Source organism: Synechococcus sp. 60AY4M2 (assembly GCF_002760375.1).
In the GTDB taxonomy this organism is placed as follows: Bacteria; Cyanobacteriota; Cyanobacteriia; order Thermostichales; family Thermostichaceae; genus Thermostichus.
Genome location: NZ_AUMZ01000001.1, coordinates 537,413 through 554,896 on the forward strand (window position 1 = coordinate 537,413; position 17,484 = coordinate 554,896).

The following is a 17,484-nucleotide window of genomic DNA, read 5'->3' on the forward strand; positions in this document are numbered from 1 at the left end:
CGGATAGAGGGCCTACAGCCATTTCGGGCCAGCCGCTTTCGATCACGGCTGCCGACGTAAACACCACACGGCTCCGGGCACGTCGGTTTCTCCCTCTCGCCGCAGGGTAAAGTTCTGGTGATAGACGGGATCCAGCCCTGCCCGTTCTGCCTGCTGCAGCACGTAGGCGGCGGAGTGGGCAGAGCGCCCCGTGGTGGATCCCAGCTCGTAGCCGGGGGCGGATCCCTGCTCGACGGTGAAGGCCAAAAGCCCGCCGGGATTGAGCACCCGCCCACAGGCCGGCAAGACCTGGGCCAGATCCCCCAGATAGATAAACACATCTGCCGCCAGGAGCAAGTCGTAGCGCTCTGAGGTCTGCTGCAGCAGCTCCAGCAAGTCCCCCTGAATCAGGTGGTCGTAGATGCCGCTCCGAAAGACTTATGCAACGCTGAACAAAGCAGAACTTTGCCCAGCATCGCTGCTTTCTTCCTGCTTCAGCGACCCATGACTAGCGGCAGAGTTCACCCCTACCACCCCGCCAGAGGGATCTCCACAGGCGTCACTTCCCCCAGAGCTTGAGGTAGTTCTGTACCACCGCAACAGGTTTAGGGCTGCATTCAAGTCGCGGTCTAGCTCCAGACCACAACACGGGCAGCAGAACATCCTTTCCTGTAGCGGCATCTTCTGTCGGTGCCCACAGCGAGAACACAGTTGGCTGGACGGATAAAACCTATCCGCCACCACCACCTGACAGCCGTAGAGCCGGGCCTTATACTCTAGCTGTCGCCGAAACTCGTAAAAGCCACAATCTGACAGCGCTCCTGCCAGCTTGTGGTTCTTAAGCAGGTTCTTCACCTGCAAGTCCTCAATCACCACTACCCGATATTTCTTGGCCAGGTAGGTCGTTAGCTTGTGCAGATTGTCTTGCCGAATGCCTGCCACCCGCTTATGGGCCTTAGCGAGCTGTGCTACTGCCTTCTTACGGTTAGCGGATCCCTTCTGCTTACGACTCAGTCGCCGTTGCAGCCTGGCCAGACGCTTCTTCGCTTTGTAATAGGGCTTTGGATTCTCGAATACTTCCCCGTCGGAACAGGTGGCCAAGCGATTGATACCTAAGTCTACTCCCACAACTTCCCCGGTCTTCTCCACCTGAGGCGCCGGAGCTTCATACTTGAAGGAGACATACCAATGTCCAGCGCGAAGACTAATGACCACGTTCTTGGGTGTGGCAGTGGGGAGCAGCTCCGCACAGCGTAACCAACCAAGGATAGGTACCTTGATGCGGTCACCAGAGATGCGGATGCTACCTTCCAAGTAAAAGCTGTCTCGCACTCCCTTGCGTTTGAAGCGGGGGAACTTCCCCAACCCACTCCGCCAGCGCTTAAAGGCTTGCTCCAAGTTGCGGAGGGCCTGCTGAGGAGCGCATTTGGAGACCTGGTAGTACCAGGGATTTTCTTTCTTCACCTCGGCTACCAAGCGCTTGTGCAGGTCAATAGCCGTGGGTAGCTTCTGTTTGGATTCAACAGCCTGCTTGCAGATAGCCAGACCCCAGTTGTAGGCGTGACGAGCTACCCCTGCATGCTGAGCGGCCAAGGTCTTTTGCCGGTTATTTAGTTCCAATCGGGTGCAAAAACCTAGCAACATAACTTTGGGATAGCCGCGGCAGCACGCTTAATTCAGTATGGCTATTTTAGTTCCGTAAGACAATATGTTGTTCAGTAAATTCAGGACTAGAGGCTTGCCCTTTTGCCGGGCAATCTCCACCATGCGGGCGGAGAGATCCACACCCCGCAACTATCCAACGTAGGAGCGCACCTGGGATCCCGCCAGGCCGGTGCCACAGCCCAGATCCAGCGCCCGCTCAAACCAAGGAGACGCTCCCCCTGCGGCAGCCAGGATCCCTTGCCGCACAGCCTGTGGCCCCTGGTAGTTCAGTTTTTCCAGCAAATGCTGCTCAAAGCGGGGCGCATATTCGTCAAATAGACGTCGCACCCACTCCGGAGGAGTCCTGTCGGGCAGGGGCAGCTCCCCCACAATGGCCAGCATGTAGCGGGCATCGCTGTGTTCGGGCTGCAGGGCGAGCGCCCGCCGAAACCAAGAGCTGGCCACCTCCACTTGTCCCTGCTTCCAAAAGCCCATGCCGATCTGCTAAGGAATGTCTGCCTCTTGCTGGGATCCCTGCCAGGCCTGCAAATAATGGGCCAGAGCCGCCTCGTATTCTCCTCGCATCTGCAGCAGGTCGGCCAGCCCCACCCGCGCCATCAGCAGCGCTGGATCCCGGGCCAGGGCTTGCTCGAAGAGCCGTTGCGCCTGCTTTTTCTCGCCCATCTGCCGCAGTACTCCCCCCAGCAGCGCATGAACCTCAGCGGCCAAGCTGGCGGGAGCAGCAGGGGGACAGGCCACGATGGCCTGTTGGTAGTGCAGCATGGCGGCAGGGTAGCGACCGGATCCCTCCTCGATACGCCCCAAAAGAGCATGGGCTTGCGTCAAGGCAATGGCCTCTTCCAGATCAGACCGGTCGGCAGCGGCGAGGATCTGCTCACAGAGCTGCCGGCAGCCAGCCCATTCCCCCCGCCGGAAGCGGCCTGCCGCCTGTCGGGCCGAGAGGAGCGGCTGTTTTTTCGCCGGTTTTCCAAAGCCCTTAGCCATCTCCCCAGTGTAGGAGAACCTAGCTTTCTCTCACGATATGCCCACGATAGGGGCATTCCAAATTGGCGACAATCTTGAGCACTCCCCAGTTGGGGATCGACACAACAGACAGCTTCGCTATGCTCTGGAACCTGGGTCTGGTTGCGGCTTGGGATGGGTGTAAGGTTGCTCCTCTCAGGCTGTGGCCATGGCCTTCGCGGCCTTTAAAATGAGGTAATCCAACATGCCGGTGTTCTCTTCGCCGCGGTAGTTAAAAGTGGAGCGCACCAGCCACAGCCCCTTCCGAGTTCGGCAACAGAGGTTGAGCAGCGTGCGAGCCAGGATTTGGTGACGTGCCTGTAGGTCTTGGGCTGCATTGAAAACCTCCCCATCCCACTCCGGCGTCAGCACACGGCTGTTGTAAAGCACACGCCAAAGAGAACGGGACCAAAGCGGATTCGTGATGTCGAACCAGAACTGATAATCCGCCTGCAAACCTCGGTTGATATAGGCCACCGGCGTCGCCACCACGAGGTAGCGGGAATAGTCGGGCTCGAAGCGGCTGTTGCTGGGGGTTTGTCCCGAGCGGATCATGGCCAAAAAGGCACGATCCTCTTCCGCAGGAAAGGCCCGGCGAAACCGTTGTGCCGCGTCGATCAGCGCTTGCAGCAGCTCTTGGTCTTGGGGCAAATCCATCCCCTGGGCTAGGTGCTCGGCGAAAAACCGCTGGAAGAAAGCGGCCAGGGAGGGCCCGCCGCGGTAGCTGCGCAGCCAATCCAGCAGCTTCTGGTAGCGCTCCAGGTTGGCAAACCCCACCCGCTCCGGCTGTCGCACGGCGGTCTTGGGCCGCAGGGAACGCCCTACCGGGTCAAGGGTATCTTCGGCCAGCAAAGCCGCCCGGATGGGATCCAGATCCAACACCCTGCCCAGGAGCAGTCGCCAGGCCGGCAAGGTGGGAAAAGCTCCCCACTCGGGATGGGCCACTTCCGCCGCCGTCAGCAAAGCCCGCACCAGTGGGTAGCGGATCAACGCCGGGAAAGGGGCGATCGGCAAGACCTCCGGCAACTGCTCCTGCAAGCTCAAGCTCACCCCCGCATCCATGCGAGGCAGCAGGACGGCGATGCGAGAGGCCGGGATCCCGGCCCGCAAAAGCTGCCGGATCTGGGCAACCATCGCCTCCACCGCCGCGAATTGGGTCTCGCCCTCCAGCACCTGCACCCTTGGCAGCCTCTCTGCCAGAGGCTCCGTCAGGGGATGGTCAAACCGCGGATCCAGCACCCGCGCAATCTGCAGTCCCAGGCGGATCATGCCGGCTGAGCCGCGGTAGCTCCCCTCCAGAAGCTGAACCTGGGTGTTTTCCCTCAGAAAGCGAGCCACGGCCTCTGGGATCCCCGTCAAAGAGACCCCGCCGCCGATGGTATAGCTGAAAAACTGGCTTTGCAGATGGGCTTGCCCTTGCCGGTAAAACTCCAGCGCCACCCCGCAACTGTCCTCCGCCTGATCCACGATCAGGTGATCCCACTCCTGCCAAAACTCCGCCAGCGGCAGGATGTGCTCGCCAAACAGCCGGATTTGCAGGCCGAAGTCCAGGGATCCCAGCCGCAACCCCACCTCCCACAGCCGCTCCACACAACAGCCCATCGCCTGCAAGGCCTCTGCCCGCCCCGGATCCCCCTCCGCCGGCCAGGCCGCCGCCAGCCGGGATCCCACCGCTTCCGCCGCCAAACCCGAAGCCCCCGCAATATAGGCAGCGCTGCTGATCTGATCCCAAATCTGGAACTCCTCCAGCCCAAGATCGGCAAAGACCTCCCCATGCCGCGGACACAAAGCACAGGCTCGCCCACAGAGAAATTGGGCCAGATCCTTGGCCAAGGGAATTGGCTCAAACGAGCGCGGCAACTGGGGAACCCGCTCGCACACCTGCGGCCAGTGATCGGCCAGAGAGCGCCCCACCCGCTGCAAAAACGTCTCGATCCGCCACGGGCCCACCCAGCTCGAGCTGAGCTGCTGTAAGCGCCGCAACACCCCCTCTGCCTGCCGCTGGCTGCGCACCAAAAACAAGATCCGGCCCGGATCGGTTCCCGCCCGCAACAAATCCAGGTAGCGATCTACACAAGCCTGGGTCAGCCCGCTGCCCGCCCACCCCATCACACTCCTAAAAGGAGGTGGCTCTTGCCGTCGATAGCTCTTTTCGCCCACCAGAGCGGCTTTCACAGTCGCTGCCCCCCGACCGAGCCATTTTCTCGGCAAAATCTGGACAAACAGGTCTTCACCTCATTATGATGTACTACTGTTGCCAATTAAGTCCGCCCGCTCTGACGACGGCTCTCGGCAACCTAGCGTACTGCTAAACCAGATACTGCCTCTTTGCAGGTAAGTCTGAGCAGTCCTTTGAAAGCAGTTTGGCGTGTGATTTGAGGGTGAATTAAGCAAAGGGAGCAGCGCTGCTGGCGCTGTTTGGCCTGCGGGGATCCAAAGATTCCTTTTCGTTGCTTTTTCGCCTGAGCGGGCAGCCTCAGCTAGTCCTGAGCTTCCTGCTGCCGCGCCGTTGCTGCCTGGATCCGGCTCATTGAGCCAGTTGCAAGCTGACAGAAGCGAGTCGCAGAGGCTCGAGAGGAGGTTCTCGTGGCGCTTGGCATCCTTGGAAGAAAAGTCGGCATGACCCAGATCTTCTCTCCGGAAGGGTTGGCCATTCCGGTCACGGTCGTGCAGGCGGGGCCTTGCACGGTAACCCAGATCAAGACCCAAGCCACAGACGGCTACAACGCCGTGCAGTTGGGCTACTGGCCCACCGCCGAAAAGCACCTCACGCGAGCCCAGCGGGGCCACCTGAGCAAAGCGGGGGTGACGGAGCTGCTGCGCCACCTGCGCGAGTTCCGGGTCGACCAGCCAGAAGCTTACCAGTTGGGGCAAAAGATCACCGTCGAGATCTTCTCTCCGGGCCAGTTGCTGGATGTAGCCGGCACTTCCATCGGGCGGGGGTTTGCCGGCTACCAGAAGCGGCACCACTTTGGTCGCGGCCCCATGTCTCACGGCTCCAAGAACCACCGCCGACCGGGTTCTGTTGGCGCCGGCACAACCCCTGGCCGCGTGTTTCCGGGGCTACGCATGGCGGGCCGGATGGGAGGCTGCCGCGTCACCATTCGCAAACTGCAGTTGGTGCAGGTGGATCCGGAGCGGAACTTGCTGATCATCAAGGGCTCTGTGCCCGGCGTGGAAGGGGGGCTGCTGGAGATTACCCCTGCCAAGCAGGTGGGCAACAAACGCTAGGAAAGGGATCCCTGGCAAAGGCTGACCAGCATCTGCAAAGACGAGGAAACCATGGCAAGTTGTGTGGTGAAAAATTGGCAAGGGGAAACGGTGGGCAGCGCGGAGCTAAGCCTCAAAGTTGCCCGTCCCGAAACGGCCTCCCACATCCTCTATCTAGCTCTTCGCCGGCAGATGACCAACGCCCGCCAAGGCAACGCCCACACCAAGACCCGGGCTGAGGTGCGCGGTGGCGGCCGCAAGCCCTGGAGGCAAAAAGGCACCGGCCGGGCCCGCGCCGGCTCCATTCGCTCCCCCCTTTGGCGCAAGGGTGGAGTGATCTTCGGCCCCCGCAAGCGGGAGTACAACCTGGCCATGAACCGCAAAGAGCGGCAACTGGCTCTGCGCACTGCCCTGCAAAGCCGGGTGGAAGACCTGATCGTGGTGGAAGATTTCCAGGATCAGCTCAACCCGCCCAAGACTCGCGCCGTGGCCCAAGCTCTGCTGCGCTGGGGGGTGATGGAGGATCAGTCGGCACTGCTTATCGTCGCCGAGCGCTCGGAAGCCGTCGAGCGAGCCGTACGCAACATCGCCCGCGTCAAGCTGATCGGCCTGGATCAGCTCAATGTCTTTGATCTGCTCAACGTCGATTGGGTGCTGATTACCACCTCTGCCCTGGAGAAGCTCAAGGCCCGCTGGGGATCCGGCGCGGCAGCAGCAGCTCCAACCCAAGCCGATCGCCTTGAAGATCAGGCTCAGGCGGCAGAGCGAGAAGCTCGGCCAGTCGAACAAGCAGAAGGTCAAAGCCAGGAGCAGGAAGAGCAAGCAGAAGCTCAAGCCCAGCCAGAGGCTCCCCCGGCGCAGGCTGATCAGGCTAATCAAGTAGCTCTAGCAAACCCACAAGTTCAGGAAACCCAGGAAGAAGAGCTGGCCCAAGCACAAGAGCGAGAAGTTCAGGGACAAGCGGAACTAGCCCAAGAAGCAGAGCCCCTTGCCCAGCCGCCAGCTGGCGAGGAGGCCGAAACAGCCGCAGCAGAGGAGGAAGACAATGACTGAGAGCAAGCGGATCCTGGCCGATGTCCTGTTGCGTCCCGTCATCACCGAAAAGGCAACTGCCCTGATGGAACAGCGCAAATACGTCTTTGAAGTGATGCCCACTGCCACCAAGCCGCTCATCCGAGCTGCCGTCGAGGAGATGTTTGGGGTGCGGGTCACCGCCGTCAACACCCTTAAACTGCCCCGCAAGCAGCGGCGGGTAGGCCGTTCTGTCGGCTATCGCAGCCGTCCCAAGCGAGCCATCGTGACCTTGGCCGAAGGCGACTCCATCACCCTCTTCCCCGACACCTAACCAAACCCCTCTTCCCGCTTCGAGTTTTATTGCCACCCGTCCTTCACCCCCCCTCGAGCCATGGGCATTCGTACCTTCCGACCCTATACCCCCAGCACCCGCCACATGACGGTCTCCAACTTCGAGGAGCTGTCGCGGGACGAAAACGGCAAGCGGCCCAGACCGGAGAAGTCGCTGCTGCAATTCATCCACCGCAAAAAAGGGCGCAACAACCGCGGCGTCATCACCTGCCGCCACCGAGGCGGCGGCCACAAGCGGCTCTACCGCATCATCGACTTCCGCCGCGACAAGCGCGGGATCCCGGCCACCGTCAAGACCATCGAGTACGATCCCAACCGCAGCGCCCGCATCTGCTTGGTGGAATACGAAGATGGCGAGAAGCGATACATCCTCGCTCCCCGCAACCTCGAGGTGGGAGCCACCATTATGGCGGGGCCCGATGCCCCCTTTGAGCTTGGCAACGCCATGCCCCTGGAGCGGATCCCGCTGGGGACGGTGGTTCACAACGTGGAGCTGTATCCCGGCCGCGGTGGGCAAATTGTTCGCGCCGCCGGGGCCGGCGCCCAAGTAGTAGCCAAAGAGGGCAAGTATGTCTCCCTCAAGCTGCCCTCCGGCGAAGTCCGCATGATCCGAGGCGAGTGCTACGCCACCATCGGCCAAGTGGGAAATGTTGACCACAGCAACCTCAGCCTCGGCAAAGCGGGGCGTAGCCGCTGGCTAGGTCGCCGTCCCCACGTGCGCGGCTCGGTGATGAACCCTGTCGATCACCCCCATGGCGGTGGGGAAGGAAAAGCCCCCATCGGCCGCAGCACCCCTGTCACCCCCTGGGGCAAGCCCACCCTGGGATACAAAACCCGCAAACGCAACAAACCCAGCAACAAGTTCATCGTGCGCGGTCGCCGTCGTGGCGGCCGCCGGGACAAGAGCGGGAGGGCCGCTCAATAAGAGTCCGGCCATCTGCTGCGCCCCTGAATTTTCTTTTTCTTTCGACCCTTACCAGCTTGCCAGACTGTTGAGGTTGCTATGGGACGTTCACTCAAAAAAGGCCCTTTTGTCGATGCCAAGCTGCTTCTCAAAATCGAGAAGATGAACGAGCGCAATGAGAAGCACATGATCAAAACCTGGTCGCGAGCCAGCACCATCCTGCCCGTCATGATCGGCCACACCATCGCCGTGCACAACGGCAAGCAGCACGTGCCCATCTACATCACCGATCAGATGGTGGGCCACAAGCTGGGGGAGTTCGTCCCCACCCGTACCTTTCGCGGCCACGCGGGCAGTGACAAAAAAGCTGCCCGCCGTTAAGTCCAGCAACGAACAGAAGAGGCAATAAGCTAGGAGAGCGCCATGGCCGATCCATCCCCTGAAATCAAAGCGGTAGCTCGCTACATCCGCATGTCCCCCTATAAGGTGCGGCGCGTGCTGAACCAGATCCGGGGGCGCACCTATGCCGATGCCCTGATCCTGTTGGAGTTCATGCCCTACGCCGCCTGTGAGCCGGTTCGCAAGGTGCTGCGCTCGGCGGTGGCCAATGCCGAACACAACAACGGCCTGGATCCTCGGGACCTGGTCATCAGCAAGGCCTACGCTGACCAGGGGCCGACGCTGAAGCGATTTCGCCCCCGCGCCCAAGGTCGTGCCTACCCAATCCGCAAGCGCACCTGCCACATTACCATCGCCGTCCGGCCCATAGAACCTGAAGCGGCGACGGCCTCCTAGACGCCTGTACCCCCAGACTTTACCCCTCAACTGACACCACCATGGGACAGAAGATTCACCCCACCGGTTTCCGCCTCGGCGTTATTAAGGAACATCGCAGCCGCTGGTTTGCCGATCCAGCTCGCTACCCAGCCCTGCTGCGAGAGGACGATCTCATCCGCGCCTACCTGACCAAGCAGTTGAGCAGCGCCGGCCTGGCCGACATTCAAATTGAACGCAAAGCGGATCAGATCGACCTCGAGATCCGAGCCGCTCGCCCTGGAGTGGTGGTTGGTCGTGGGGGATCCGGCCTCGACGCCCTGCGCCAGGGCCTGCAGAAAGAGCTGAGCTCACACGGTAGCCCCGAGCGAACCATTCGCATCAATGTAGTAGAGGTCACCCGTGCCGATGCCGAGGCGGTTTTGCTGGCAGAAAACATCGCCCAGCAGTTGGAGCGGCGGATCGCCTTTCGCCGCATCGTGCGCCAGGTCATCCAGCGGGCCCAGCGGGCGGGGGTGCAAGGGATCAAAATTCAAATTGCCGGGCGGCTGAACGGAGCCGAGATCGCCCGCACCGAATGGACCCGGGAAGGGCGGATCCCTTTGCACACCCTGCGGGCAGATATCGACTATGCCGACCACATCGCTCAGACCACCTTTGGTGTCATTGGGGTCAAGGTCTGGGTTTTCAAAGGAGAAGTTCTCCCCGGGCAGGAACGGCCCGAACAAAAAGTTCCCCTGCAACAGCCCAAGCGGCGGCAGCAGCGGCGGCGGCCCACTTTTGAAGACCGCTCAGCAGTGGAGGCCTGAGGGCCAGCACCCGAAAATCCAGGGATCCCCATCGCAGTTGATTTAAGGAACGGCCATGTTAAGCCCCAAACGAACCAAATACCGCAAGCAACAGCGCGGGCGCATGAAAGGCAAAGCGACTCGCGGCAACCGCATCAACTTTGGGGAATACGGCCTTGTGGCTCTAGAACCCGCCTGGATCACCGCGCGGCAGATCGAGGCCAGCCGTCGGGCCATGGCCCGCTACGTCCGGCGGGGAGGCCAAATCTGGATCCGCATCTTTCCCGACAAGCCCGTTACCCAACGGCCTGCCGAAACCCGCATGGGATCCGGCAAAGGCAACCCCGAATACTGGGTTTGCGTCGTCAAGCCGGGCCGTATCCTCTTCGAGATGGGAGGAGTTCCTGAAGCCACGGCCCGAGAGGCGATGCGCCTTGCCGCCCAAAAGCTGCCGATCAAAGTCAAGTTTGTAACCAAGGCTAACTTTGAGGAGCCGGAACCTGTTCAGAAAGCAGCTCCAGAAACAACAGAAGTAGCAGCCAGCGCTATTTGAGGGAGGAGAGTTGAGCCATGCCCATGCCTAAAATTGCCGACGCTCGCGCCCTATCCGACGAAGAATTGAGCCAGGAGATCTACGCCGTCAAGAAAGAGCTGTTCGAGCTGCGTTTGCAGCAGGCCACGCGGCAGTTGAACCAGCCCCATCTCATTCGCCTGCGCAAACACAAGCTGGCCCAACTGCTGACCGTTGAGTCAGAGCGCAAGCGCGGCAAGTCCTTGTCCTCAACTCAGACCCAGAAGGAGGAGTAATGCCTGCTCGCGAAAAGATCGGCGTTGTCGTCAGCAACAAGATGCAAAAGACAGTGGTCGTTGCTGTGGAAAACCGGGTTGCCCACCCCAAATACGGCAAAATCGTCGTCAAAACCAAAAAGTTTAAGGCCCACGACGAAGAGAACCGCTGTCAAGAAGGGGATCTGGTGCGCATTACGGAAACCCGTCCCCTCAGCCGCACCAAGCGTTGGCGAGTGGCCGAAATCATACGGGAGGTCAAGAAACTATGATTCAGCAGCAGACCATGTTAACGGTAGCTGACAACACCGGCGCCCGCAAGCTGATGTGCATCCGCGTCCTGGGCAGCAGTGGCCGTCGCTACGCCAGCCTGGGAGATGTGATCGTTGGCGTCGTCAAAGACGCCCTGCCCAATATGCCGGTCAAAAAATCCGACGTCGTCAAGGCTGTGGTCATCCGCACCGTCGATACGGTACGCCGCCCCGACGGCATGTGCATCCGCTTCGACGACAACGCTGCCGTGATCATCAACGACGACGGCAACCCCCGCGGAACCCGCGTTTTCGGCCCTGTAGCCCGCGAGCTGCGGGAGAAAAACTTCACCAAGATCATCTCCCTTGCCCCGGAGGTTCTGTAATGGTTCGTCCCCTCAAGCCCAGCCAAATTCGACGGCTGATTCGGCAGACCGGCGTTCGCAAGCACCGCAACAGCCTACGCTACAAAATGCGCATCAAGAAGGGAGATACCGTCCAGGTGATCTCCGGCGACGACAAAGGCAAAATCGGCGAGGTGCTGCAGGTTTTTCCCGAACGCAACATGGTCTTGGTGGAAGGGGTAAACATAGTAACCTACCACCGCAAGCCGCAACGGGAAGGCGAAAGTGGTCGCATCGAGACCAAAGAAGCCCCGATCCACGCCTGCAAGGTGATGCTCTATTCCAAGAAGCAGGAAGTGGCCAGCCGTATTGGCTATCAAATCACCGCCGATGGCCGCAAAGTCCGTGTCCTCAAGAAAACCGGCGAGATCCTCGACTAGCCGTCCCTTTTTCGATAGAGCTCTGACCCAGCCCAGAGCCCCCAGGAGAACCGACCATGCCCCAGCGTCTGCAAATCCTCTACAACACCGTCATCGTTCCCAAGCTGCAAAAAGAGTTGGGCTACACCAACATCCATCAGGTGCCGCGTCTGGAAAAGATCGTGATCAATCGCGGCCTGGGAGATGCCTCCCAAAACGCCAAGGCCCTGGAATCCTCCATCGCCGAGATCAGCGCCATCACGGGCCAGCGTCCGGTGATTACCCGCGCCAAAAAGGCGATTGCCAGTTTCAAAATCCGCAAGGGCATGCCGGTTGGCCTGATGGTGACCCTGCGGCGGGAGCGCATGTACGCGTTTTTGGATCGGCTGATCAACATTGCCCTCCCTCGTATCCGCGACTTCCGTGGCGTCAGCCCCAAATCTTTTGATGGGCGGGGCAACTACACCCTTGGTATTCGCGAGCAACTGATCTTCCCCGAAATCAACTACGACTCTGTAGACCAGATCAGAGGTATGGACATCTCCATTGTGACCACCGCCGAAACCGACGAAGAGGGCCGTGCCCTGCTCAAAGAGTTTGGCATGCCCTTTGCCTCTTAAGGTTTGCCCATCTGCAATTGTCTCGACTTGATCGATCTTCCGAGGAGCACCGACCCACCCATGGCCCACACCAACGACACGATCGCCGACATGCTCACCCGCATTCGCAATGCCACCATGGCTCGGCATGAATCGGTGGCGGTCCCGGCCACACGCATGACCCGCAGCATCGCTCGCGTTCTTCATGAGGAAGGTTTTGTGAGCGACTGGAAGGAAGAGGGAGAAGGGATCCACGCTCAGCTTGTGTTGCGGTTGAAGTACAAGGGCAAAGGTCGTAAGCCGATCATCAATGGCCTGAAGCGGGTGAGCCGGCCCGGGCTGCGAGTTTACTGCAACCACAAAGAACTGCCTCGGGTGTTGGGAGGAATTGGGATTGCCATCATCTCCACCTCCAACGGCATCATGACCGACCGGGATGCTCGCAAGCAGGGCATCGGCGGCGAAGTGCTCTGCTACGTCTATTGAGTTGTTCTCTTGCCAGGAGTTGGCCCATGTCTCGCATTGGCAAACGCCCCATCGCCCTTCCTGCCAAGGTAGAGGTTCAGATCGAGGGGCAGCAGATCTCGGTAAAAGGCCCGAAGGGAGAACTGTCTCGCAGTTTGCCCCCCTTGATTGCGGTGCATCAAGAAGCCCAGACGCTCAAGGTCAGCCGGGTCAACGAGTCTCGCCCGGCCCGCCAACTGCACGGCCTCTGCCGCACCTTGGTTGCCAACATGGTGGACGGCGTATCTAGGGGATTTGAGCGCAGGCTGGAATTGGTGGGTGTGGGCTACCGGGCTTCCACCCAGGGCAACAAGTTAATCTTGAACGTTGGCTACAGCCACCCAGTGGAGATCCCTTTCCCGCCAGGGATCCAAATAGCGGTTGAGGGCAACAACGTCATCGTCGTCTCAGGTATCGACAAAGAGCTGGTGGGCAACACGGCGGCGCGGATTCGGGCCGTCCGTCCGCCAGAGCCCTACAAGGGCAAAGGGATTCGCTATGTAGGGGAACAGGTTCGTCGCAAAGCAGGTAAATCCGGGAAGGCCAAGAAGTAGCTATGAAAATCACTCGCAAAGCTGCCACCCAACGTCGCCATCGCCGCATTCGCCGCAAGGTCTTCGGGACGCCCGAGCGGCCCCGTTTGGCCGTGTTTCGCTCCCATCGCCACATCTACGCCCAGGTGATCGACGATGTAGCCCAGCACACTTTAGTCTCTGCCTCCACGCTGGACAGGGAGCTGCGGGAAGCCTTCAAAGACATTGGCACGGCCACCCGAGAGGCTGCCGCCGTGGTGGGTCGCTCCGTCGCCCAACGGGCCTTACAGGCAGGCATTTGTCAAGTGGTGTTCGACCGCGGCGGCAAGCTCTACCACGGGCGTGTCCAGGCCCTGGCGGAAGCCGCCCGCGAAGCAGGCTTACAGTTCTAGGCCCTGAGGAGATGGCATATGGCTGAGCAAAGAGAACGTCGCAGAAGCAAAAAGAGCCGCGAAGAGCAGACTAGCGAGTGGCAGGAGCGGGTCATCCAGATCCGGCGCGTCACCAAAGTAGTTAAGGGCGGCAAAAAGCTGAGCTTCCGGGCCGTGGTGGTGGTGGGCAACGAGCGCGGCCAGGTGGGGGTTGGCGTGGGCAAAGCCAACGACGTCATCGGGGCTGTGCGCAAAGGAGTTGTGGATGGCAAAAAGCACCTAATCGAAGTGCCCCTCACCAAGGGTCTGTCTGTACCCCATCCCATGCGGGGATCAGGCGGTGGGGCCACTGTCCTGGTGATGCCGGCAGCTCCCGGGACAGGGGTCATCGCCGGGGGAGCGGTGCGCACGGTTCTGGAGCTGGCGGGCGTGCGCAACAGTCTGGCTAAGCAACTGGGATCCAGCAACCCCCTCAACAACGCCCGTGCCACCATTGACGCGCTGCGGCGGATGCGCACCTTTGAGCAGGTAGCTGAAGATAGAGGGATCGACGTGCGCCGCCTGTTTGGTAAGTAACAGCAAGTTAGCCGGAGGTCAGTATGCGACTAGAAGACATTCGCCCCCAACCAGGTTCGACGCGGCGGCGACGACGCCTGGGCCGTGGCATCGCTGCTGGACAGGGAGCCTCCTGTGGCAAGGGAATGCGGGGACAGAAGGCGCGCAAAGGAGGCGGTCCCCGGCCCGGCTTTGAGGGAGGCCAGACCCCCCTCTATCGGCGGCTGCCCAAGCTCAAGCACTTCCCCCGCTACGTGCGGCGCCCCCAGTACACCCTGATCAACCTGCGCGCTTTGGCCAAGTTGCCCGCTGGCAGCGAGGTCAGCTTGGAAAGCTTGATGGATTTGGGGATCGTGACCACCAACGATGGCCCGCTGAAGATCTTGGGAGACGGGGAAGTGGGCGTGCCCCTGACGATCAGAGCGGCTGCCATCACCCCCTCAGCCCGAGCCAAGGTCGAGGCAGCCGGGGGTCGGGTGGAGCTCGTGGGATCCCAGACTGCTTCCGCTGGATCCTAAAATTGGGCTGCAGTTTGCAGCTTCTCTATTTTGCCGACTTTCCCACCGGCAGCGTAGAGTGGTAAATAGCTCACCTTGCCTTTCCCTTCCGCGAGGTTTTCTAGATTTATGGCTGACCCACGAGGCTCCGCTCCCTCCGCCCAAGAGACCTTCATGCAGATGGCCATGGCTTCTGGCCTGCGCAGACGTCTGTTTCTTACCCTAGGCCTGTTGCTGTTGGTGCGGCTGGGCATTTACATTCCCATCCCCAGTATTGACCGAGCTCGCTTTGCCGCCGAAGCCGCCAACAGCCCTGTGTTTGGCTTTCTGGATGTCTTCTCGGGCGGCGGTATCTCCGCTTTGGGGATCTTCGCCCTCGGCATCCTGCCTTTCATCAACGCCTCCATCATCATGCAACTGCTGGTCTCGGCCATTCCGGCCCTGGAGAACCTGCAGAAAAACGAGGGGGAGCAGGGGCGGCGACAGATTTCCCAGTACACCCGCTACGTTACCCTGATTTGGGCCATCATCCAGGGCATCGGCATCTCCTTCTGGGTGCGGGAGTTCGCCAACACCAGCAACGAGTTGGCCTTTGTGGCCTCCACCACCCTGGCCCTGACGGCAGGTTCCATGTTTGTCATGTGGTTGGGGGAGATGATCACGGAGAAGGGGGTGGGCAGTGGGCCGTCGCTGTTGATCTTCGTCAACATTGTCGCCACGCTGCCCCGCGCTCTGGGCCAGACCATCAGCCTAGCCCGTGCTGATAGCAGCACCATCGGCGGCATCTTGGTGTTGATGGCCGTCTTCCTAGCCACCATTGTCGGCATTGTCTTCGTCCAGGAGGGCAGCCGCAAAATCCCTATTGTCTACGCCAAGCGCCAGGTGGGCAACAAGCTATTCCGTGAGCAGAAGAGCTACCTGCCCCTGCGGCTAAACCAGGGGGGCGTGATGCCGATCATCTTCGCCTACTCGGTGATGTCCCTGCCCTTTGCCTTGGCCCAGTACACCCAGAACCTGACTTTGGTGCAGGTGGCCAACCTTTTGGCCCCTACCTCTTGGTTTTACATTCCCTTCTACTTCGTGCTGATCCTCCTCTTCAGCTATTTCTACGCCTCTTTGATCATTAACCCGGTGGATCTGGCGCAGAACCTGAAGAAGATGGGGGCCAGCATTCCGGGAGTCCGCCCGGGCAAGGCCACTGCTGAGTACATCGAAGGGATCCTCAACCGGCTGACCCTGCTGGGGGCCTTGTTCTTGTGTGCGGTGGCCATCATCCCGACGACGGTGGAGCGGGCGACCGGCATCACCACTTTTCAGGGCTTGGGGGCAACTTCGCTGCTGATCCTGGTGGGGGTGGCGATCGAGACCTCCAAACAGATCCAGACCTACGTCATTTCGCAGCGTTACGAAGGGATGGTCAAGCAATAGTGCCGAGGTTAATCTTTTTGGGGCCGCCGGGAGCGGGCAAGGGCACCCAGGCAGAGCGGCTGGCAGCGATCTACCACACGCCCAAAATTTCTACAGGCGACCTGCTGCGGGCAGAGGTGAAAGCCCAAACGCCGCTGGGGTGCCAGGCTAAGGTGTACATGGATGCGGGAGAGCTGGTGCCTGACGAGGTGTTAATTGGGATGGTGAAGGGCCAGTTGCAACACTCGCCAGCGCAGGGCTGGATCCTGGACGGCTTCCCCCGCACCCTGGCGCAGGCGGAGGCTTTAGAAGAGCTGTTGCGGGAGTTGGGGCAAGACTACGACCACGTTCTCAACCTGGAAGTGCCGGACGACGTGGTGGTGGCACGGCTGTTGGCCCGCGGCAAGGAGCAGGGGCGCAGCGACGATGCCGATGAGGCGGTGATCCTCAAACGCTTGCAGGTGTATCGGGAGCAGACGGCTCCGCTGATCGACTTTTACGAGGCCAGGGGTCGTCTGCGACGGATCGATGGCAACCAGCCGATGGAATCGGTACAAGAACATCTGCGGGCTCTCTTGGAAGGCTTCAGGAGGACAGCGTGATCAAGACGGGGGCGGGAAATCTCTCCCCGCGGCGGGGCATGCAGCTCATTGAGATCAAGTCCCGCCGGGAGGTGGAGAAGATGCGGCGGGCCGGGCGGGTGGTGGCCCAGGTGCTGCAGGAAATTGCCGAGTGTCTGGAGCCAGGCTGGACAACGGCAGACATCGATGCCTATGCCGAGCGGCGGGTAGCGGAGTTGAATGCCCTGCCCAGCTTCAAGGGCTACTACGGCTTTCCCGCCTGTGTCTGTGTCAGCGTCAACCATGAGGTGGTACACGGGATCCCCAGCCCCCGCAAAGTGGTGCAGCCGGGGGACATCGTCAAGGTGGATTTTGGCGCCATGGTCGAAGGCTGGCATGCCGACTCTTGCATCACCATTGGCCTGGAGCCCCTCGGCGATGCCGCCCGCGACCTGATCGACACAGCGGCCAAAGCGCTGCAGACGGGCATTGACCACGTGCGCCACGGCGTCTGGCTGCAGGATGTCTCAGGCGCCATCGAGGACTACATCCAGGGGCGGGGCTACTCCGTGGTGAAGCAGTACGTCGGCCACGGCGTGGGGCGCAACTTGCACGAGGAGCCGCAGTTTCCCCACTACCGCACCCGCGACCTTCCCAATCCCAAGCTGCGCTCCGGCATGACGGTGGCAATCGAGCCGATGGTGAATGCAGGGGGAGAGGCCACGCGGGTGCTCTCGGATGGCTGGACGGTGGTGACGGTGGACGGCTCTTGGTCGGCCCAGTTTGAGCACACGGTCTTGATCACGGACTCTGGGGCTGAGATTTTGACGGATCGCACCCCTTTTCAGTCCTAGGGATCCCTTGCTGAAGGGCGGCAACGGCTAGGATAGAAGAGGTGGAGTATTGTTTCGGCTCTTAACTCGCTCTTAACAGGGCGGGTTTCCTATCGATATTTCTGTTGTGTTGTTTTT

The 17,484-nt window shown here is 60.7% G+C and carries 25 protein-coding genes and 1 pseudogene; 21 read left to right on the forward strand and 5 right to left on the reverse strand.

Annotated features, from left to right (window positions below):
- Positions 1-42: 42 nt before the first annotated feature.
- The 5 genes from SYN60AY4M2_RS02285 to SYN60AY4M2_RS02305 all read right to left on the reverse strand — a co-directional run bounded on the left by SYN60AY4M2_RS02285 (position 43) and on the right by SYN60AY4M2_RS02305 (position 4,821).
- On the reverse strand, positions 43-402 hold the full coding sequence (locus SYN60AY4M2_RS02285; RefSeq protein ID WP_143596959.1) for a methyltransferase domain-containing protein: 360 nt from the start codon (positions 400-402) through the stop codon (positions 43-45).
- 15 nt (positions 403-417) lie between these two features.
- The gene (locus tag SYN60AY4M2_RS02290) at positions 418-1,623 is read right to left on the reverse strand and encodes an RNA-guided endonuclease TnpB family protein (RefSeq protein WP_011430049.1); all 1,206 of its coding nucleotides are present in this window, start codon (positions 1,621-1,623) and stop codon (positions 418-420) included.
- A 150-nt stretch (positions 1,624-1,773) separates the two neighbouring features.
- Complete coding sequence (locus SYN60AY4M2_RS02295) at positions 1,774-2,118, reverse strand: hypothetical protein (RefSeq protein WP_049749740.1); 345 nt, start codon at positions 2,116-2,118, stop codon at positions 1,774-1,776.
- Between the two features lie 9 nt (positions 2,119-2,127).
- Complete coding sequence (locus SYN60AY4M2_RS02300) at positions 2,128-2,628, reverse strand: tetratricopeptide repeat protein (protein WP_041438233.1); 501 nt, start codon at positions 2,626-2,628, stop codon at positions 2,128-2,130.
- A 174-nt stretch (positions 2,629-2,802) separates the two neighbouring features.
- A complete protein-coding gene (locus SYN60AY4M2_RS02305) occupies positions 2,803-4,821 on the reverse strand; it encodes a hypothetical protein (RefSeq protein ID WP_143596958.1) in 2,019 nt (672 codons plus the stop codon).
- A gap of 411 nt (positions 4,822-5,232) precedes the next feature.
- Here SYN60AY4M2_RS02305 and rplC point away from each other — a divergent pair, with 411 nt between their 5' ends.
- The 21 genes and pseudogenes from rplC to map all read left to right on the forward strand — a co-directional run bounded on the left by rplC (position 5,233) and on the right by map (position 17,367).
- On the forward strand, positions 5,233-5,877 hold the full coding sequence (gene rplC, locus SYN60AY4M2_RS02310; RefSeq protein ID WP_011430047.1) for a 50S ribosomal protein L3: 645 nt from the start codon (positions 5,233-5,235) through the stop codon (positions 5,875-5,877).
- A gap of 51 nt (positions 5,878-5,928) precedes the next feature.
- Positions 5,929-6,555: pseudogene (gene rplD, locus SYN60AY4M2_RS14305) on the forward strand (50S ribosomal protein L4); the annotation flags it as partial.
- A 346-nt stretch (positions 6,556-6,901) separates the two neighbouring features.
- Positions 6,902-7,201, forward strand: a complete 300-nt coding sequence (locus SYN60AY4M2_RS02320) for a 50S ribosomal protein L23 (protein ID WP_011430045.1) — start codon at positions 6,902-6,904, stop codon at positions 7,199-7,201.
- 60 nt (positions 7,202-7,261) lie between these two features.
- Positions 7,262-8,146, forward strand: a complete 885-nt coding sequence (gene rplB / locus SYN60AY4M2_RS02325; protein ID WP_011430044.1) for a 50S ribosomal protein L2 — start codon at positions 7,262-7,264, stop codon at positions 8,144-8,146.
- Positions 8,147-8,224: 78 nt separating this feature from the next.
- Positions 8,225-8,506, forward strand: coding sequence for a 30S ribosomal protein S19 (gene rpsS, locus SYN60AY4M2_RS02330; RefSeq protein WP_011430043.1), 282 nt, complete (start codon positions 8,225-8,227; stop codon positions 8,504-8,506).
- 42 nt (positions 8,507-8,548) lie between these two features.
- On the forward strand, positions 8,549-8,920 hold the full coding sequence (gene rplV / locus SYN60AY4M2_RS02335; protein WP_011430042.1) for a 50S ribosomal protein L22: 372 nt from the start codon (positions 8,549-8,551) through the stop codon (positions 8,918-8,920).
- Positions 8,921-8,961: 41 nt separating this feature from the next.
- A complete protein-coding gene (gene rpsC, locus SYN60AY4M2_RS02340) occupies positions 8,962-9,708 on the forward strand; it encodes a 30S ribosomal protein S3 (RefSeq protein ID WP_011430041.1) in 747 nt (248 codons plus the stop codon).
- Between the two features lie 55 nt (positions 9,709-9,763).
- Positions 9,764-10,240 (forward strand): 50S ribosomal protein L16, encoded by a 477-nt coding sequence (gene rplP, locus SYN60AY4M2_RS02345; RefSeq protein ID WP_011430040.1) that lies wholly within the window; start codon positions 9,764-9,766, stop codon positions 10,238-10,240.
- A gap of 17 nt (positions 10,241-10,257) precedes the next feature.
- On the forward strand, positions 10,258-10,494 hold the full coding sequence (gene rpmC, locus SYN60AY4M2_RS02350) for a 50S ribosomal protein L29 (RefSeq protein WP_011430039.1): 237 nt from the start codon (positions 10,258-10,260) through the stop codon (positions 10,492-10,494).
- A complete protein-coding gene (gene rpsQ / locus SYN60AY4M2_RS02355; RefSeq protein WP_011430038.1) occupies positions 10,494-10,745 on the forward strand; it encodes a 30S ribosomal protein S17 in 252 nt (83 codons plus the stop codon). Before rpmC ends, rpsQ begins: the two co-directional genes overlap by 1 nt.
- Positions 10,742-11,110 (forward strand): 50S ribosomal protein L14, encoded by a 369-nt coding sequence (gene rplN / locus SYN60AY4M2_RS02360; protein ID WP_011430037.1) that lies wholly within the window; start codon positions 10,742-10,744, stop codon positions 11,108-11,110. The genes rpsQ and rplN overlap by 4 nt, the downstream gene beginning before the upstream one ends.
- Positions 11,110-11,508, forward strand: coding sequence for a 50S ribosomal protein L24 (gene rplX, locus SYN60AY4M2_RS02365; RefSeq protein WP_011430036.1), 399 nt, complete (start codon positions 11,110-11,112; stop codon positions 11,506-11,508). The genes rplN and rplX overlap by 1 nt, the downstream gene beginning before the upstream one ends.
- A gap of 56 nt (positions 11,509-11,564) precedes the next feature.
- Positions 11,565-12,107, forward strand: a complete 543-nt coding sequence (gene rplE / locus SYN60AY4M2_RS02370) for a 50S ribosomal protein L5 (RefSeq protein WP_011430035.1) — start codon at positions 11,565-11,567, stop codon at positions 12,105-12,107.
- Positions 12,108-12,167: 60 nt separating this feature from the next.
- Complete coding sequence (rpsH, locus tag SYN60AY4M2_RS02375) at positions 12,168-12,572, forward strand: 30S ribosomal protein S8 (RefSeq protein WP_011430034.1); 405 nt, start codon at positions 12,168-12,170, stop codon at positions 12,570-12,572.
- 26 nt (positions 12,573-12,598) lie between these two features.
- A complete protein-coding gene (gene rplF, locus SYN60AY4M2_RS02380) occupies positions 12,599-13,144 on the forward strand; it encodes a 50S ribosomal protein L6 (RefSeq protein ID WP_011430033.1) in 546 nt (181 codons plus the stop codon).
- 2 nt (positions 13,145-13,146) lie between these two features.
- The gene (gene rplR, locus SYN60AY4M2_RS02385) at positions 13,147-13,515 is read left to right on the forward strand and encodes a 50S ribosomal protein L18 (RefSeq protein ID WP_011430032.1); all 369 of its coding nucleotides are present in this window, start codon (positions 13,147-13,149) and stop codon (positions 13,513-13,515) included.
- A gap of 18 nt (positions 13,516-13,533) precedes the next feature.
- Positions 13,534-14,070 carry a 30S ribosomal protein S5 gene (gene rpsE, locus SYN60AY4M2_RS02390; RefSeq protein WP_011430031.1) on the forward strand — a complete coding sequence of 179 codons (537 nt, stop codon included), beginning with the start codon at positions 13,534-13,536 and terminating at the stop codon, positions 14,068-14,070.
- Positions 14,071-14,093: 23 nt separating this feature from the next.
- Positions 14,094-14,567 (forward strand): 50S ribosomal protein L15, encoded by a 474-nt coding sequence (gene rplO, locus SYN60AY4M2_RS02395; protein WP_011430030.1) that lies wholly within the window; start codon positions 14,094-14,096, stop codon positions 14,565-14,567.
- A gap of 108 nt (positions 14,568-14,675) precedes the next feature.
- Positions 14,676-15,974 carry a preprotein translocase subunit SecY gene (gene secY, locus SYN60AY4M2_RS02400; RefSeq protein ID WP_099812200.1) on the forward strand — a complete coding sequence of 433 codons (1,299 nt, stop codon included), beginning with the start codon at positions 14,676-14,678 and terminating at the stop codon, positions 15,972-15,974.
- The gene (locus SYN60AY4M2_RS02405; protein ID WP_011430028.1) at positions 15,974-16,555 is read left to right on the forward strand and encodes an adenylate kinase; all 582 of its coding nucleotides are present in this window, start codon (positions 15,974-15,976) and stop codon (positions 16,553-16,555) included. Before secY ends, SYN60AY4M2_RS02405 begins: the two co-directional genes overlap by 1 nt.
- Before the next feature lie 38 nt (positions 16,556-16,593).
- The gene (gene map / locus SYN60AY4M2_RS02410) at positions 16,594-17,367 is read left to right on the forward strand and encodes a type I methionyl aminopeptidase (protein ID WP_011430027.1); all 774 of its coding nucleotides are present in this window, start codon (positions 16,594-16,596) and stop codon (positions 17,365-17,367) included.
- Positions 17,368-17,484 lie beyond the last annotated feature (117 nt).

What these genes read in the sequence shown, in the direction of transcription:
- SYN60AY4M2_RS02290 (WP_011430049.1), bottom strand. Translation starts at nt 1,623, where the DNA reads ATGTTGCTAGGTTTTTGCACCCGATTGGAACTAAATAACCGGCAAAAG.
- SYN60AY4M2_RS02295 (WP_049749740.1), bottom strand. Translation starts at nt 2,118, where the DNA reads ATGGGCTTTTGGAAGCAGGGACAAGTGGAGGTGGCCAGCTCTTGGTTT.
- SYN60AY4M2_RS02300 (WP_041438233.1), bottom strand. Translation starts at nt 2,628, where the DNA reads ATGGCTAAGGGCTTTGGAAAACCGGCGAAAAAACAGCCGCTCCTCTCG.
- SYN60AY4M2_RS02320 (WP_011430045.1), top strand. Translation starts at nt 6,902, where the DNA reads ATGACTGAGAGCAAGCGGATCCTGGCCGATGTCCTGTTGCGTCCCGTC.
- rplB (WP_011430044.1), top strand. Translation starts at nt 7,262, where the DNA reads ATGGGCATTCGTACCTTCCGACCCTATACCCCCAGCACCCGCCACATG.
- rpsS (WP_011430043.1), top strand. Translation starts at nt 8,225, where the DNA reads ATGGGACGTTCACTCAAAAAAGGCCCTTTTGTCGATGCCAAGCTGCTT.
- rplV (WP_011430042.1), top strand. Translation starts at nt 8,549, where the DNA reads ATGGCCGATCCATCCCCTGAAATCAAAGCGGTAGCTCGCTACATCCGC.
- rpsC (WP_011430041.1), top strand. Translation starts at nt 8,962, where the DNA reads ATGGGACAGAAGATTCACCCCACCGGTTTCCGCCTCGGCGTTATTAAG.
- rplP (WP_011430040.1), top strand. Translation starts at nt 9,764, where the DNA reads ATGTTAAGCCCCAAACGAACCAAATACCGCAAGCAACAGCGCGGGCGC.
- rpmC (WP_011430039.1), top strand. Translation starts at nt 10,258, where the DNA reads ATGCCCATGCCTAAAATTGCCGACGCTCGCGCCCTATCCGACGAAGAA.
- rpsQ (WP_011430038.1), top strand. Translation starts at nt 10,494, where the DNA reads ATGCCTGCTCGCGAAAAGATCGGCGTTGTCGTCAGCAACAAGATGCAA.
- rplN (WP_011430037.1), top strand. Translation starts at nt 10,742, where the DNA reads ATGATTCAGCAGCAGACCATGTTAACGGTAGCTGACAACACCGGCGCC.
- rplX (WP_011430036.1), top strand. Translation starts at nt 11,110, where the DNA reads ATGGTTCGTCCCCTCAAGCCCAGCCAAATTCGACGGCTGATTCGGCAG.
- rplE (WP_011430035.1), top strand. Translation starts at nt 11,565, where the DNA reads ATGCCCCAGCGTCTGCAAATCCTCTACAACACCGTCATCGTTCCCAAG.
- rpsH (WP_011430034.1), top strand. Translation starts at nt 12,168, where the DNA reads ATGGCCCACACCAACGACACGATCGCCGACATGCTCACCCGCATTCGC.
- rplF (WP_011430033.1), top strand. Translation starts at nt 12,599, where the DNA reads ATGTCTCGCATTGGCAAACGCCCCATCGCCCTTCCTGCCAAGGTAGAG.
- rplR (WP_011430032.1), top strand. Translation starts at nt 13,147, where the DNA reads ATGAAAATCACTCGCAAAGCTGCCACCCAACGTCGCCATCGCCGCATT.
- rpsE (WP_011430031.1), top strand. Translation starts at nt 13,534, where the DNA reads ATGGCTGAGCAAAGAGAACGTCGCAGAAGCAAAAAGAGCCGCGAAGAG.
- rplO (WP_011430030.1), top strand. Translation starts at nt 14,094, where the DNA reads ATGCGACTAGAAGACATTCGCCCCCAACCAGGTTCGACGCGGCGGCGA.
- secY (WP_099812200.1), top strand. Translation starts at nt 14,676, where the DNA reads ATGGCTGACCCACGAGGCTCCGCTCCCTCCGCCCAAGAGACCTTCATG.
- map (WP_011430027.1), top strand. Translation starts at nt 16,594, where the DNA reads ATGCAGCTCATTGAGATCAAGTCCCGCCGGGAGGTGGAGAAGATGCGG.